This is a genomic window from Massilia phyllosphaerae, from assembly GCF_034659755.1.
Taxonomy (GTDB): domain Bacteria; phylum Pseudomonadota; class Gammaproteobacteria; order Burkholderiales; family Burkholderiaceae_D; genus Telluria; species Telluria phyllosphaerae.
In genome coordinates this window covers 79,310-94,457 of record NZ_JAXSQX010000007.1, presented here as the reverse complement: position 1 = coordinate 94,457, position 15,148 = coordinate 79,310, and the positions used below count along the sequence as shown (strand labels likewise).

Annotated in this window: 14 protein-coding genes; 6 read left to right on the top strand and 8 right to left on the bottom strand. The window is 66.1% G+C overall.

Translation table 11 applies throughout. From position 1 onward, the window contains the following. Positions 1–3 precede the first annotated feature (3 nt). Positions 4–1,116: an alanine racemase gene (gene alr, locus U1H99_RS23925; RefSeq protein ID WP_323144206.1), complete on the bottom strand. Its 1,113-nt coding sequence runs from the start codon at positions 1,114–1,116 to the stop codon at positions 4–6. 151 nt (positions 1,117–1,267) lie between these two features. Between alr and lplT the strand changes: the two genes are divergently transcribed. Continuing rightward, positions 1,268–2,518 (top strand): lysophospholipid transporter LplT, encoded by a 1,251-nt coding sequence (gene lplT, locus U1H99_RS23920; RefSeq protein ID WP_323144205.1) that lies wholly within the window; start codon positions 1,268–1,270, stop codon positions 2,516–2,518. Between the two features lie 92 nt (positions 2,519–2,610). On the opposite strand, the gene U1H99_RS23915 is transcribed toward lplT, so the two are convergent. Genes U1H99_RS23915 through tsaB form a run of 4 tightly spaced genes read right to left on the bottom strand, consistent with a single transcriptional unit; the run spans position 2,611 to position 5,939 of the window. Next, on the bottom strand, positions 2,611–3,579 hold the full coding sequence (locus U1H99_RS23915) for a DUF1853 family protein (RefSeq protein WP_323144204.1): 969 nt from the start codon (positions 3,577–3,579) through the stop codon (positions 2,611–2,613). Beyond that, positions 3,563–4,681, bottom strand: coding sequence for a uracil-DNA glycosylase (locus U1H99_RS23910; RefSeq protein ID WP_323144203.1), 1,119 nt, complete (start codon positions 4,679–4,681; stop codon positions 3,563–3,565). Before U1H99_RS23910 ends, U1H99_RS23915 begins: the two co-directional genes overlap by 17 nt. Then, positions 4,678–5,181 (bottom strand): ribosomal protein S18-alanine N-acetyltransferase, encoded by a 504-nt coding sequence (gene rimI / locus U1H99_RS23905; protein WP_375341643.1) that lies wholly within the window; start codon positions 5,179–5,181, stop codon positions 4,678–4,680. Before rimI ends, U1H99_RS23910 begins: the two co-directional genes overlap by 4 nt. 2 nt (positions 5,182–5,183) lie before the next feature. Then, the gene (tsaB, locus tag U1H99_RS23900; RefSeq protein WP_323144202.1) at positions 5,184–5,939 is read right to left on the bottom strand and encodes a tRNA (adenosine(37)-N6)-threonylcarbamoyltransferase complex dimerization subunit type 1 TsaB; all 756 of its coding nucleotides are present in this window, start codon (positions 5,937–5,939) and stop codon (positions 5,184–5,186) included. 79 nt (positions 5,940–6,018) lie between these two features. Here tsaB and U1H99_RS23895 point away from each other — a divergent pair, with 79 nt between their 5' ends. After that, positions 6,019–6,447 carry a thioredoxin family protein gene (locus tag U1H99_RS23895; RefSeq protein ID WP_323144201.1) on the top strand — a complete coding sequence of 143 codons (429 nt, stop codon included), beginning with the start codon at positions 6,019–6,021 and terminating at the stop codon, positions 6,445–6,447. Positions 6,448–6,454: 7 nt separating this feature from the next. Here the strand turns inward: U1H99_RS23895 and U1H99_RS23890 are convergent, their stop codons facing one another. After that, on the bottom strand, positions 6,455–9,658 hold the full coding sequence (locus U1H99_RS23890; protein ID WP_323144200.1) for a bifunctional diguanylate cyclase/phosphodiesterase: 3,204 nt from the start codon (positions 9,656–9,658) through the stop codon (positions 6,455–6,457). A gap of 180 nt (positions 9,659–9,838) precedes the next feature. Here U1H99_RS23890 and U1H99_RS23885 point away from each other — a divergent pair, with 180 nt between their 5' ends. Further along, on the top strand, positions 9,839–10,345 hold the full coding sequence (locus U1H99_RS23885) for a DUF1993 domain-containing protein (RefSeq protein WP_323144393.1): 507 nt from the start codon (positions 9,839–9,841) through the stop codon (positions 10,343–10,345). 269 nt (positions 10,346–10,614) lie between these two features. Here U1H99_RS23885 and U1H99_RS23880 read toward each other — a convergent pair whose 3' ends face one another. After that, on the bottom strand, positions 10,615–10,833 hold the full coding sequence (locus U1H99_RS23880) for a DUF1289 domain-containing protein (protein ID WP_323144199.1): 219 nt from the start codon (positions 10,831–10,833) through the stop codon (positions 10,615–10,617). Then, entirely contained in the window at positions 10,814–11,395 is a 582-nt protein-coding gene (locus U1H99_RS23875) for a DUF1415 domain-containing protein (RefSeq protein WP_323144198.1), read from the bottom strand. Before U1H99_RS23875 ends, U1H99_RS23880 begins: the two co-directional genes overlap by 20 nt. A 421-nt stretch (positions 11,396–11,816) precedes the next feature. Between U1H99_RS23875 and U1H99_RS23870 the strand changes: the two genes are divergently transcribed. The 3 genes from U1H99_RS23870 (at position 11,817) to U1H99_RS23860 (ending at position 15,088) form a co-directional block, all read left to right on the top strand. Further along, positions 11,817–13,190, top strand: a complete 1,374-nt coding sequence (locus tag U1H99_RS23870) for a transglycosylase SLT domain-containing protein (RefSeq protein WP_323144197.1) — start codon at positions 11,817–11,819, stop codon at positions 13,188–13,190. 155 nt (positions 13,191–13,345) lie between these two features. Further along, entirely contained in the window at positions 13,346–13,570 is a 225-nt protein-coding gene (locus tag U1H99_RS23865; protein WP_323144196.1) for a hypothetical protein, read from the top strand. Between the two features lie 87 nt (positions 13,571–13,657). Then, positions 13,658–15,088 (top strand): DEAD/DEAH box helicase, encoded by a 1,431-nt coding sequence (locus U1H99_RS23860; protein ID WP_323144195.1) that lies wholly within the window; start codon positions 13,658–13,660, stop codon positions 15,086–15,088. Positions 15,089–15,148 lie beyond the last annotated feature (60 nt).

Sequence of the window (15,148 nt, the reverse complement as noted above, 5' to 3'; positions counted from 1 at the left end):
TACTCAGTCAGTACCCACGCGGCCTTCGGCCACGCGCACGCGCGGCGCCAGGGCGCACATCAATTCGTAGCCGATCGTGCCGGCGGCCTGCGCCACTTCGTCTACGGCCAAGCCATCGCCCCACAGCGTGACCTTGCTGCCGACCCGGGCATTGCGGATCGGCGTCAGGTCGACGGTCATCATGTCCATCGACACGCGGCCGACCAGCGAAGTTTGCACGCCGTCGACCAGCACCGGGGTGCCGTGTTCGGCGTGGCGCGGATAACCGTCCGCGTAGCCGCAGGCGACCACCCCCACCGTCATCGGACCGGGCGCCTGGAAGCGGCTGCCGTAGCCGACGCTGTCGCCGGTGTCGAGCTGCTGGATGCCGATGATCTCGGATTTCAGGGTCATGGTCGGCAGCAGGCCGAATTCCTTGGCCGGGCGCCCGCCCGGGGTGCCGCCGTACAGCATGATGCCGGGGCGCACCCAGTCGCTGTGCAGTTCGCCGCCGGCGCCGAGCAGCGCCGCCTGGTGCAGCACGCCGCCGGAATTCGACAGGCTGCGCTCGCCCGCCAGGCCGTCGGCGCCTTGATGGAAACGGCGCACCTGCTCGGCGATCGACAGGCGCGGATGCTCGAGCTCGTCGGAATTGGCGAAATGGGTCATCAGGGTGATGCTACGGATGTCGCGGATCGCGCGCAGGCGGGCGTAGGCGGCACGGAACTCGTCGGGCCGGAAGCCGAGGCGGTTCATGCCGGTATTCATTTTCAGGTGCACGTCGATCGGGCGGTACAGGCTGGTGTATTCCAGCATCTTGACCTGCTCGATGCAGTGCACCGTGCTGTTGATGTTGTGCTCGGCCAGCAACGGGATATCGGCCGCATCGAAGATCCCTTCCAGCAGCAGGATCGGCTTGACCCAGCCCAGCTCGCGCAGGCGCAGCGCGTTCTCGGTCTCGATCAGGGCCAGGCCGTCGGCCTGGGCGAAACCGCGCATGCCGCGCTCCAGGCCGTGCCCGTAGGCATTGGCCTTGACCACCGCCCAGATGCGGGCGCTGGGCGCACAGGTACGCGCGCGGTCCAGGTTGCGCTGCATGGCGTCGAGATGAATGATGGCGTGGAGGGGACGTGGCATGGGATACAGATGGGGTCAGAAACCGCAAAATAAAAGGACGATGCGTGCCGAATTCTACTCCTGACACTGGCAACCCCGCTTGTCGATTTCTTGGGCGCGGCGGCCTTTCATGGTATAAAGCAACCCACTCTTTGTCTTTGGAACGGTTTGAATGAAACGTGGTTTTTTCACCATCATGGCGGCGCAGTTTTTCTCGTCGCTGGCAGACTCCGCGCTGATCATCGTCGCGATCGGTCTGCTGACGGCGATGAAAGCCCCGCCTTCGCTGACGCCGCTGCTGAAGCTTTCGTTCGTGCTGTTCTACGTGCTGCTGGCGCCCTTCGTCGGCGCCTTCGCCGATGCCTGGCTCAAGGGCCGGGTCATGTTCATCGCCAATTTCATCAAGGTGCTGGGCTGCTCGCTGATTTTCTTCGGCGTGCATCCGCTGATCGTGTGCGCCGTGGTCGGTTTCGGCGCCGCCGTGTATTCGCCGGCCAAGTACGGCATCCTGACCGAACTGCTGCCGCCCGAGAAACTGGTGGTCGCGAATGCCTGGGTCGAAGGCTTGACGGTGCTGTCGATCATCCTCGGCACCGTGATGGGCGGCGCCCTGGTCAGCCAGGCCGGCATCAGCTGGCTGCTAGGCCTCGGCGCGCCGTTGCTGGACACGCCGGGCAACGCCCAGTTGTCGGTGCTGATCGCCGTCTATGCAGTGGCCGCCGTCTTCAACCTGCGCATTCCGGACACCGGCGCCCGCTACGAGCACCAGGAACGCAACCCGGTACAGCTGATCGCCGATTTCGCCAACTGCTCGGCCACGCTGTGGAAGGACAAGCTGGGCCAGGTCTCGCTGGCAATGACCACCCTGTTCTGGGGCGCCGGCGCGACGCTGCAATTGATCGTGCTGAAATGGGCCGAGCGTTCGCTGCACATGCCGCTCGACAAGGCCACGACCCTGATCGGCGTGGTCGCGATCGGCGTCTCGGTGGGCGCGGCGATGGCGGCCAAGATGATTCCGCTGAAGAAAGCGTTGACCGTGATCCCGCTCGGCATCGCCATGGGCTTCGTGGTCACCATCATGACGCTGGTGCATGCGACCGCGATCGCGGTGCCGCTGCTCCTGCTGATCGGCCTGCTGTCCGGCTTTTTCCTGGTGCCGATGAACGCGCTGCTGCAGCACCGCGGCTACGTACTGATGAGCGCCGGCCATTCGATCGCGGTACAGAACTTCAACGAAAACCTGTCGATCCTGACCATGTCGGCGCTGTATGCGGTGATGATCACGCTGAATCTCGACCTGAACATCATCATCGTCCTGTTCGGCCTGTTCCTGGCCGGCATCAGCTGGCTGGTCCTGCGCCGCCACCACCATAATCAGCGCGAACACGACTCGCTGCGCCTGATCGGCGAACACAAGCACTAATCAAAGAGCGCCTGACAAAGCCTTCAGCGCAACCCAATTCGGGGTCAGAGCAGAATTGCCCGAATTCTGCTCTGACCCCGAATTGTTTTTGCTTAGGGGTGCAGGCGGGCGTCGGCGCGCTCGCGCCAATCGTCGGGAACGATGAAGCCGCGGTCGACTTCGACGATGCCGTCCTGCCCTTCGCGCACCAGCGCGACCAGCACCGGGGTGTCGTAGTGCGCGAAATGGTCGGCCAGTTCGGCCTGCAGCTGGCTGCGATCCAGCATCCAGGTGGCCGACAGGGCGCGAAACGGCGCCAGCCATTGCAGGCGCGGCAGGATCAGGAAGCGTTCGCTGTCGAGCATGCCGATCTCGCTCGCCGCGCACCAGAAGCCGCGGCAGTGGCGCGCCGCGATCCCTTTCATCTCCATGTAGGCGCCCGCGGGGTAGAACAGCCAGCCCTTGATCAGCGCGCGCGCCACTTTCACCGGACGCGGCAGGAGGGCTTGCGCGGCCGGATGCGATCCCAGCGTCAGCTGGCGGTCGAACACCTTGCGCATCTTGCGGCCCAGGCTGTCGGCCAGGTTGGGGCCGACGAAGGTGTCGAAGGCGGCAAGTTCGGCGGCATGCGGATTGCCTCCCTGGTCGCCCTGCAGCAGGTAGAACTTGGTCGCAAACTCGATATGCTCGACCCCGTCCGGCCCGGCATCGAGCAGGAAGTCGAATTCGCCGACGGTGTCGTTGCGGCTGGCGCGCACCTGCAGGCCATGCGCCACCAGCCGGCCCTGCTCGGCGAAATAGAAGGCCATCAGCTTTTCGGCATACAGGCCGAGCCGCGTGATCATTCTGGTGCCGAGGGCGGCGTCGAGCCGCGCCGGATCGGCGTCCAGCGCCGCCAGCCAGGCTGCCGTCTCCGGCGTCACCGGCCCGAGCGTGGCGATGCGCCCTTCCCAGTGCGGATCGTGGACGTCGAGCAGGTCGGGAGCATCCAGCAGCCAGGCCAGCGCCCGCACCCGGGCGCGCCGCAGGTGACCCCAGCGGCGCTCGAAACAGGCCTGGTAATTATCAGCCGGGGTGTCCACCGGACGCTCCGCCGGCAGCCCTGGCCCGGCACAGGTCGGCCCAGGCCTGGGCCTTGTCGGTGCCGCGCCGCAGCAGCTCGCCCGGATGCAGGCTGGCGACCAGCTTGACCTCGCCCGGCACCGCGTCCAGCGCATGGACCTGTCCGCGCACCCCGGCCAGCGGCGTCGCCAGCGGCCTTCCGAGCAGGGTGTTGGCGGCGATCTGCCCCAGCGTCATCACGGTGCCGGCCCCGGTCAGGGCCAGTTCGCGCTCGAGATAAGGACGGCAGGCCGCCGCTTCATCGGCGCTTGGGGCGCGCTCGGCGCCGGTCGGGCTCAGCGGCCGGCACTTGATCAGGTTGGTGATGTAGACGTCCTGCTGGCGTGACATGCCGACGGCCTGCAGCATGTTGTCGAGCAGCTTGCCCGGATCGCCGGCCAGCGGCAAGCGTTCCTTTTCGTCGACGGCAGTGCTGGCACCGGCCGCCACCAGCCAGCGCGCCTGGCGCGCGCCGGTGCCGGTGACCGGCGGCCGGCCGTCGCGGCAGGCGCTGCAGCGGCGGCAGGTCGTGATCGCGATCCCCAGCTGGTCCCAGTCCATGGCCGCGATTTCCTCGGGCGTCGCATCAAGCGGCAGCGCGGCATCGTCCCAGGCGCTGTCGTCCGGCGCCAGCGCGGAAACCGTCTGTGCGACCGGCTGCAGCGGACGCGGGCCCGGCGGCAGATACGACGGCGCCGATGGCGCGGCCGGCGGCGCCGGCGGACGGGCTGCCTCGGCCGGCGCCGGCCGGGCCGGCGGCAGCGGCAGTACCGGTTCCGCGCCAGGTGCGGCTTGCGGCGGCCGCGCAGGCGGCGGCGCTGCCGCCGGGGCCGCATCGGCCCAGGCCTGTTCGGGTGCCGGCGCAGGCGCCGGCGGCGTTACAACCGGCGGCAGTCCGGCCGCAGGCGGACGCGCGGCGGGCGCGCCATCCGCATGCACGGCGGGCGCCTCCTCCACCAGCACGTCGCCCTCGTCGAGCTGCACCGCCGCGGCCTGCACCGGCGGCGCGGCACGCAGGCGCCACAACGGCCCCAGCCCCATCTCGGCCAGGAACACGGTATCGCGTTCGCTGAATCCGTTCATAACATATACCTCATCACGATCGCATCCTCGCGCCGGCCTTCGTGCGCGGGATAATAGCCTTTGCGCCGCCCGATCTCGGCGAACCCGTAGCGCTGGTAGACCTGCAGCGCGCGCGCGTTGGACGGCCGCACCTCGAGCAGGATCGATGCCATGCGCAGGCCGCGGGCACGCGCCACGATGCGGTCCAGCAGGTAGCGTCCAAGGCCGGTGCCGTGGCGCGGGCCGGCCACCGCCACGTCCAGCAGGTGGGCTTCGTCGAGCGCGTACATGAGCAGGAAATAACCGGCCAGCTCACCGGCAGCTTCATCGTCCGGGCCGCGCAGCACCCAGGCATCGTAGCCGCTGGCCAGCGAATCGACGAAATTGCCGCGGCTCCACGGATGCGGGAACACGCTGCATTCGAGCGCAACCACGGCATCGACGTCGTCCATCACCATCGGCCGCAATGCCAGGTGGACGGCGTCGCCCCCTGGCCGGACCATCGCGTCCTGCGCCGCCATGGTCAAGCACCCGTCCCGGCCGCAGCAGCAGGTGCGGCAGCACTGGCAGCCGCACCCGCGGCGGCATTGATCGCCTGGCGCTCGGCACTGGTATAGGCCACCTTGTTGCGCAGGTAGAGCGGCTGCGCCGCGTCGGCCGCCACCGCCTCGCCGCGCGCCAGCGCCGGGGCGCCCAGCACCGCCAGTTCGCGCGCATGCGGGAGGATATCCGCTTGAACCCCGGCGGCGAAGTCCTTGCCGGCAAACGCTTCCGGATAGGCGGCGAAGCCGTTGCCGCAGGCGGCCAGGCCGGCGGCCGGCTGCGGCGCCACCGCGCCGGGCGCGCACAGCGCCGGCGCGCACACCGTGGTCCAGGCGCCGTCAAGATAGCGGTACTGCGCCCAATAGACTTCGTTCATGCGCGCATCGAGCACCGCGAGCACCTCACTGGCGGAGGTAGCCGCGCGGCAGGCTTCGGCCATCGCTTCCAGCGTGACCAGCGGCAGTACCGGCAGGCCGGCCCCGAAGGCCAGGCCCTGGGCCACGCCGCAGGCGGTGCGCACGCCGGTGAATGAGCCGGGACCGGCGCCGAACGCGATCGCGTCGCAGTCGGCCAGCCTGATGCCGGCTTCGCGCAGCAGGTCCTGCACCATCGGCAGGACGGATTGCGAGTGGGTGCGCACGCCGGAGGATTCGCGTGCCAGTACGGTGCCGTCTCTGTTCAATAACGCGCAGGAGGCCAGTTCGGACGAGGTTTCGATTGCAAGGATGATAGCCATCCCGTATTTTAACCCGCCGGCGGGGCCGGCAAAAGAACGCGGCTGACCGCGGCGCCGCGTCCGTTGTAAAATCCCGCCCATGCAAGCCCTCATCCTCGAGTCCGACAACCACGCCGAGGTCGGCGCCGCCCTCGCCGGCGGCGGCTGGACCGTCGCCTGCCTGTGCGCCGCCTGGTGTGGCACCTGCGCGTCCTACCGTGCCGCCTTCGACGGCCTGGCGGCGCGCCACCCGGACAAGACCTTCCTCTGGATCGACATCGAAGACCAGGCCGACGTGGTCGGCGACCTCGACGTCGAAAACTTCCCGACCCTGCTGCTGCAGCACGGCGATACGGTGGCTTTCTTCGGCACCGTGGTGCCGGATGCGCAGGTGGCCGAGCGCCTGATCGTCTCGCAGGCCGCGCTTGGCGACGACGAGCTGGCGCGCCTGGCCGGCTCCAGCGGCGAGCGGCGGACGTGGCAGGCCGATTGCAATCTGCGCATCCTGTTGGCGAACGCGCAAGAGTAGAGACGCCTCAGCCGGTGGCCAGGTGCCGGGTGTCGAGCGCGCCCGCCGCCCCCCACTGCGCCAGCAGCTGCCCCGCATCCAGCGGTTTGCTATATAAATACCCCTGCGCCCGGTTGCAGCCGTGCTGCAGCAGGAATGCCGCCTGCGCCGGGATTTCGACGCCTTCGGCCACCACTGCCAGGTTCATGCTCTTGCCGAGCTGGATGATGGCGATCGCGATCGCCTCGTCGTTCGGATCGCTGTCGGCGCCGCCGGTGATGTCGGCGATGAAGCTGCGGTCGATCTTCAGCGCCTGCACCGGCAGCTGCTTCAGGTAGGCCAGCGACGAATAGCCGGTGCCGAAATCGTCGATCGCCAGCTCGACGCCGATGGCGTGCAGGTCGTTGATGTATTGCAAGGCGTCGCCGGTATTCGTGATCACCGATTCGGTCACCTCGAGCTGCAGGCGCTGCGGCGCCAGGCCGGTATCGGCCAGCGCGCGGCGGACCAGCGGCGCCACGCTGCCGCGGTCGAACTGGCGCCCCGACAGGTTCACCGCCACCTTCGGCACGCGCAGGCCGGCCTGCTCCCAGAGTACCACCTGGCGGCAGGCTTGTTCCAGCACCCAGGCGCCCAGCTGGGCGATGAAGCCGGTGTCCTCGGCCAGCGGGATGAAGCGGACCGGCGGCACCTGTCCCAGCTCCGGACTGTTCCAGCGCACCAGCGCCTCGACCCCGATCAGGCGCCCGCTGCCGATCTCCACCTGCGGCTGGTAGGCCAGCCAGATCTCGTCCTTCTCGATCGCGCGCCGCAGCAGCGCTTCCATGCGCAGGCGCTCGACCCCCTCGCCGTCCATCGACGGCTCGTAGAAGCGGTAGCCGTTGCGTCCGCGCGCCTTGGCCTGGTACATGGCGACGTCCGCGTTCCGGATCAGCATGTTGGCATCGAGCGCATCCTGCGGGAACAGGCTGATGCCGACGCTGCCGGTGACGAACAGTTCGTAGCCGGACACCATCACCGGCCGCTCGAACAGCCGCATCAGCTTCTCGGCCACGGCGCGCGCGCCGCGTTCGCCATCGGCGTCCTCGAGCAGCACGATGAACTCGTCGCCGCCCAGGCGCGCCAGCGTGTCGCCCTCGCGCAGGCAGGCCGACAGCGCGCCCGCCACCTGCTTCAGCAGTTCGTCGCCGACGTGGTGGCCGAGGGTGTCGTTGACGTTCTTGAAGCGGTCCAGGTCGATGAACAGCACGGCCAGCTGGCGCCCCGCCCTCTGGCGGCCGACGGCGGCGCGTGCCAGCGCATGCTGCAGGCGGTCGTGGAACAGCAGGCGGTTGGGCAGGCCGGTCAGCGCATCGTGGTGGGCCAGGTGGTCGAGCTGGTCCTGCGATTCCTTGGCCTTGGTGATGTCCGAGAACACGCACACATAATGCAGCATCTGGTCGCGACCGGCACTGTCGCTGCGCACCGCCGACACGGTGACCCACTCGATATAGGTTTCGCCATTCTTGCGCATGCGCTGGACTTCGCCGCGCCAGAAACCGGTGTCGACAAGCTCGCGCCACACGGCCTCGTAGAACTCGGCGCCGTGGCCGCTGCCGCGCGTGAGGCTGGCGTGCCGGCCCACCGCTTCGGCCTCGCTGTAGCCGGTGATGCGGGTGTAGGCGGGGTTGGTGGCAACGATCATGCCATTCGCGTCGATCACCATCACGCCGTCGGCGATGTGCTCCAGCACCGTGGCCGACAGGCGCAGCTTTTCCTCGGCCTGGCGCCGCTCGCTGGCGTCTGCATACACCCAGATGCTGCCGGCATCCGGCCGTTCGGGATCAAGCACGCGGCCGCTGACCATGCCCCAGAACAGGCTGCCGTCGCGGCGCCGGAACTGCATTTCGGCGCTGTAGTCCTTGCCCGCCACCAGCAGCGGCGCGCTGGCCGCCAGTTCCTGCTCGTAGGACTCGACATTGGGGAACAGCGCCGCGACCGCATCGCCGACCAGCGCACCCTCGGGGTAGCCGAACAGTTCGTCGAAGCGGCGGTTGGCCGAGACGATGCGGCGCTCGCGCACGTGGGCCACGCCGAACACCACGTTGTCGAGCAGCGCGCCCTGCTCCGCCAGCAAGGCCTCGATCCGCATCTCGTTGTATTTGCGCTCGCTGATGTCGGAGATGATGCCATCGATCCAGTAGGCACCGTCGCCGTCGAGGTCGACCGGCTGGCCGCTTTCCATCACCCAGCGCTCGACGCCGCCGGCGTCGACGATGCGGTATTCGACTTCGTAGGAGCGCCCGGCCGCCAGCGCATCCTTGACCTGGCGCCGCCGCGCCCGCCTGTCTTCCGGGCTGACGATGTCGGACCAGCGCTCGCTGGCGGCGTCGATGAACATGGCGGCCGGGTAGCCGCAGATGTCGTCGATGGCGTCGCTGACGAAATCGATGGCGCCGTCCGGACGCGCGCGGAACACCGCGCCGGGAACCTGGGTCACGATGCTGCGGAAGCGCTTTTCGCGCCGGCCGATGTCCTCGAACAGCTCGCCGATTGCGATGCGCATGCGCTCGAGCTGGCGTCCGAGCCGGCCCAGTTCGTCGCGCGAAGCCAGCGCCAGCGGCGTGTCGAAGCGGCCGCGCGACAGGTTGTCGGAAAAGCCCATCAGCGTGCCCAGCGGCGCCACCAGGCGACGCTGGAGCAGCAGCACGAACAGCAGCAGCGACACCGCCATCTGGCCGGCCAGCACCATCGCATAGCGCCACTGCTTGGCGCGCAACTCCTGCTGGCTGTGGTTGTCATCCATCTCGACCGCCACCCGCCCGATCGCCTGGCCGCGCACCACGACTTCGCGCTCGCTGCGCAGCAACCGGCCGGCCGGCCTGACGGCCGCGTGGCGGTCGATGAAATCGGTGTCTCCCTGGGCGCGCACGCGCACGTGCACCACGGCCGGGTCGCGCATCAGCGAGTCGACCAGCGAGCGCGCCGCGTCGGCGTTCATGTTCCACAGCGGCTCCTGCATGCCCAGCGCCAGGATATCGGCATTGCGCTGCAGATCCTCCTGCAGGCCGCGGCGCGCCGCCTGCTGCTCCTGCACACCGAGCAGCACGTAGCCGCCGAGCGCAGCCGGTAGCGCCAGACCGCCGAGTGCCATCAGCAGCAAGGCGCCGTACAGCGAACGGCCATACAGGCGGCCCAGGCGGGCCAGCAACTGTATGGGAGCAATATTGGAGATGAAGGCCTTGACAGACATGGATTCCAAGCCGGCTACATGGGCGGCCGCACTGTGATGGCAGATCGATCGATAAGCAAAATCAGATTATGCACACACCGTTGCAATACGTCACTATTTTGTCACTGTGGTGCGCACATCTGTGTGGCGCACGCCTCGTCCAGGCTTGTTATGATGGAAAATCTTTTGGAGGAGTGGATGATGGAAATTTCGATGTACACGGCATCGGTGCCGGTATTCAGGCAGGTGCTGGGCAGCCTCGTGGCGATCCTGGAAAAGGCGGAAAACCACGCGGACGCGCGCAAGATCGATCACGACGCGCTGTTGCAGGCACGCCTGTTCCCGGACATGTTCCCGCTGGTGCGCCAGGTACAGCTGGCCACCGATTTCGCCAAGGGCGCGGCGGCGCGCCTGGCCGGCATCGAGGTGCCGCGCTTCGAGGACAGCGAACGCGATTTCGCCGGCCTGCAGGCGCGCCTGGAAAAGACCCTGGCCTTCCTCGACAGCGTGCCGCGCGAAGCGGTCGACGACGGTGCCGGGCGCGAGGTGACGGTCGGCACCGGCGCCAACCAGCGCCAGTTCCAGGGGCTGCCCTACCTGCTGCACTATGCCCTGCCCCAGTTCTACTTCCACGCCAGCACGGCCTATGCGATCCTGCGCCACAACGGCCTGGACATCGGCAAGCGCGACTTCATCGGCAACTTCTGATTCAGGCAATTCGGGGTCAGAGCAGATTTCGCGGCACATTCGGGGTCAGAGCACTTTGAAAAGAAATTGCCCGGAGCCTAAACGTTAGGCTGTCTACCTCTGGCTCGGTCGCGACATGCGTCCGCATCGTCTATAGGTCACGAGAAAATGAGTTGTGCTTGACCCTGAATCCGGCGCCGATTGTGCTCTGACCCCGAATTGGAGGTCTTTATAGATATGTTGAAGAGGAATTTGCCAAAAACCGGGCTCTAACCCCGGTTTGATGGGGATCAGGTATTGCGGCGCGGGTAGCCTTGGGCCAGGATGCGCTGCCAGACGAGCTCCTTCTGGTCGGCTGTCATCGCGACCCAGTGCGCGACTTCGATCACGGTGCGGCCGCAGCCGCGGCAGATCTCGTCGAAGGTGGTCGAGCAGACCGCGACACAAGGCGTGTCCGGCCGTTCCGGCTGCCGGGCGCAGGGGGGCAGTTCAGCGTGCGGGGCCGACATCGAGCTTGTCCCATCCTTCGTGGCCGAGTTTTTCCATGGTCTCGATATTCTTCTCGAAGATATCCTCGGCGTCGGGGATCGCTTCCACGGCGCGGTCGATGCTGTCCTCGCGCAGCAGCTGCAAGATCGGATACGGGGCGCGGTTGGTGTAGTTCGAGATGTCGTTGGGGTCGGTGTCGGCGAACTGGTAGTCCGGATGGAAATTGGCTACCTGCAGTTCACCGTCCAGGCTCATGTCTTCCACCGCCGCATCGGCCACATCCAGGAACTCGTTGAAATCCAGGAAATCGTTCAGCACGAACGGGTGGATCAGCAAGGTCGTGTCGATCTTTTCGGGATCGGCGTCGGCCAGGTCCTGCAGCTCGTTCATCAGGGTTTCGAGCAGCTCTTCCGGGGTGCGCGCGGGCGAGACCACGTAGCGCACCTGCTCCTTCACAACCACCGCCTTCGCGAACGGACACAGGTTCAGGCCGATGACGGCGCGTTCGAGCCAGCGCCGGGTAGCGCCAATGATGGCTTCATCATCAACGTTCATGTCGGCGTCGGGATTGGCAGTGCTCATGCTGATTACTTTCCAAAAATACAAAAAAATACGGTGTGCAGAGAGCGCATTGTACGCGGACTTTGCGTGCGCTCATAGAAGCGGTGGCGAGCACGGCTAACTTAGAAAGGGTAGACCAAGCCCATACGAACCAGCCCGGCGAGCGAACCCCGGTTACAAAAATATCAACTTAAATAGTTCTGACAAATGCAGTTTTATCAGAGAAATTTTTTGTACACCCCGGTGTATGCGCCAAATCTCCTATGAAATAAGGCGCATACCCCTGTTTAAAATTATCAAATCAAACATTTTTTTATCAAAAATAGTAGTCAATATTTTTTGTAACCGCGCCGACATATTTCTTGACTGACTTACGGACTGGTCCGTACACTCCGACTTCTCTCGTCAGTTCTGACGTTCCTGGACGCAACACTGGAAAGCCATGTACGAAACGACCCGCACTACGCAAGCCCTGGCCATCGCGCTTCTCTTCGCCCCTGTCCTCGGCCACGCCGCCGACAGCTCGCCGAGTTCGCTCGCCAACGGCAACAGCTCCACCCTGACTTCCGCAGCCGTGGCCAAGGCCGGCCTGCCGCAATCGCTGTCGGCGCTCAAGGGCGACGACTACAAGGACCCCGACCTGTGGGCCCGCATCCGCAGCGGCTACGCGATCCCCGACGTCGACAATACCCTGGTCGCCAAGCATACCCAGTGGTACGCCAGCCGTCCGGACTACCTGGCGCGCACCTCGGGCCGCGCCTCGCTCTACCTGTACCACGTGGTGCAGGAACTGGAAAAGCGCGGCATGCCGACCGAGCTGGCGCTGCTGCCGGTGATCGAATCCGCCTTCAACCCGCAGGCGCTGTCGACCGCCGATGCCGCCGGCATCTGGCAGTTCGTGCCGGGCACCGGACGCGACTTCAACCTGAAGCAGAACATGTTCAAGGACGAGCGTCGCGGCGTGCTGGCCTCGACCGATGCCGCCCTGACCTACCTGCAGCGCCTGTACACGATGTTCGGTGACTGGCAGCTGGCCCTGGCCGCCTATAACTGGGGTGAAGGCAATGTTCAGAAAGCGATCCAGAAAAACCGCGCACAGGGCAAGCCGACCGATTTCGAGAGCCTGGCCGAACTGATGCCGGCGGAAACGCGCAACTACGTGCCCAAGCTGCAGGCGGTCAAGAACATCATCGCCAACCCGGGCCAGTACGGCGTCAACCTGCCGGCCATCGACAACACGCCCTACTTCACCACCGTCGACAAGACCTCGGATATCGACCTGGCGGTCGCCGCCCAGCTGGCCGAGATGTCGGTCGATGAATTCAAGGCCCTGAATCCGCAGTTCAAGAAGCCGGTGATCACCGGCGAATCGACCAAGATCCTGCTGCCCAAGGAAAACGCCGAGAAGTTCCACGTCAACCTGGCGCAGTGGGGCCACGCGCTGTCGTCCTGGACCACGCACAAGATCACCTCGGCCAAGGAATCGATCGCCTCGCTGGCATCGAAGTTCGACACCACGCCGGAAGTGATCCGCCAGGCCAACAACATTCCGCCGCAGATGCGCCTGAAGGCCGGTTCGACCATCCTGGTGCCGAAAACCAGCGCCAGCACCGGCAGCGACATCGCCGAAAACATCCTCGACAACGCCCAGGTCGTGCTGGAAGCCGACCACGGCGACAGGGAGCGCAGGGGTGGCAAGCTGAGCGGCGTGCAGCGCATCAAGGCGACTGCGGCCCATGCCGTGGCCGAGATCAAGAACCGCGTCTCGGGCGGCAGTAAGGCCCGCGCCAGCGCCAACGGCCGCAAGCACCGCTGAGCCGCCACGCGCCCCCCTCCTGCCGGGTCAGCCCGGTCAATCAGGCTGCCAACCAGCCCGCCCGCCTTACGGCGTGCGGGCTGGTCTCACTTTTGCATACCCCGTGCACGAAAACCGAAAGTGATGTATAGTGTCGTTTGTGCGCTGCAAAACGCATGAGCGATTATGTCGCCGCGACAGTGTACCAAGTAACGACAGCAGTAAAAATCAGCAGCTTCGCAAGCCCCGGTATCCACCAGGATGCCCATTCAAAAAAGCCCTCCCGCCCTGTGTACCGCAAGGGGCCTGAATATGCCGCAGACAGTTGGCGCTTCAGGATTCCCGTAAAAGGTACCGTCCCGGCGCAAAGCTTTTGTGCCGAAATCTCTTTACGTTTTTGAGTCATTTCGTATTGTTGGCTCGCGTTGCTATTTTGCGTTCCGCAGATCGCGTGAACGCCCACAGTTCTACCGAAAGTACATCAAACAATGAGTTTTGAAGCATTAGGCTTACACACGTCCATCGTCAAAGCAGTCTCCGTCGCCGGCTACGAAAAGCCGACCCCGGTGCAGGAGCAGGCCGTGCCTGCAGGTATCGCAGGCCGTGACCTGCTGGTGTCGTCGCAGACCGGTTCCGGCAAGACCGCGGCATTCATGCTGCCGGCCCTGCATAAATTCGCCAGCGAAGACCCGGCACCGGCCGGCCGTACGCCGGCACAGGAAGCGCAGGCCGCCCGCGCCCGCGGCGAACGCGTGCGCTTCAAGGCAGCCCAGCCGAAGATGCTGGTGTTGACCCCGACCCGCGAACTGGCGCTGCAGGTCACCCAGGCAACCGAGCAATACACCGCCTTCATGCGCCGCATCCGCGCCGTTTCGATCCTGGGCGGCATGCCGTACCCGAAGCAGATGCAGCTGCTGGCCAAGAATCCCGAGATCCTGGTCGCGACCCCGGGCCGCCTGATCGACCATATGGAGTCGGGCAAGATCGACTTCTCGCAACTGGAAATCCTGGTGCTGGACGAAGCCGACCGCATGCTGGACATGGGCTTCATCGACGACATCGAGAAGATCGTCGCCGCCACGCCGGACACCCGCCAGACCATGCTGTTCTCGGCCACGCTGGATGGCGTCGTCGGCAACATGGCGCGCCGCATTACCAAGGATCCGCAAGTGATCCAGATCATGAGCGCGACAAACCGCCACGAGAACATCACGCAGAAGGTGCACTTCGTCGACGACCTGTCGCACAAGAACCGCCTGCTGGATCACCTGCTGCGTGACGAAACGATGGACCAGGCCGTGGTGTTCACCGCCACCAAGCGCGATGCCGACATGATCGCCGACCGCCTGAACATCGCCGGCTTCGCCGCCGCCGCCCTGCACGGCGACATGCACCAGGGTGCGCGCAATCGCACGCTGGACGGCATGCGCCGCGGCCAGGTGCGCGTGCTGGTGGCCACCGACGTCGCCGCCCGCGGCATCGACGTGCCGACCATCACCCACGTGGTGAACTACGACCTGCCGAAGTTCCCCGAGGACTACGTGCATCGTATCGGCCGTACCGGCCGTGCCGGCCGCAACGGCACCGCGGTCTCGCTGGTGAACCATGCCGAAGGCATGAACGTCAAGCGCATCGAGCGCTTCACCAAGCAGACCATCCCGGTCGACGTGGTCATCGGCTTCGAGCCGAAACGCGCGGCACCGGCACGCAGCGGCAACCGTCCGGGCTGGAAGCCGGGCGACGGCCGCAATGCCGGCAAGCCGGGCCAGCGCAGCTTCTCGAAGCCGAACGCCACCGGTTCGCGTGAAGGCGGCGGTTTCCGCAGCGAAGGCGGCCAGCGTCCGGCCCGCGAAGGCGGCTACCGCGGCAGCAATCCGCGTTCGGCCGACGGCGCACGCCGCGCGTTCGGCGATCGTTGATCCTTCATCGCTGAGTTGAATTGAAACGAGAAAGGCTGCTTCGGCAGCCTTTTTTTATTG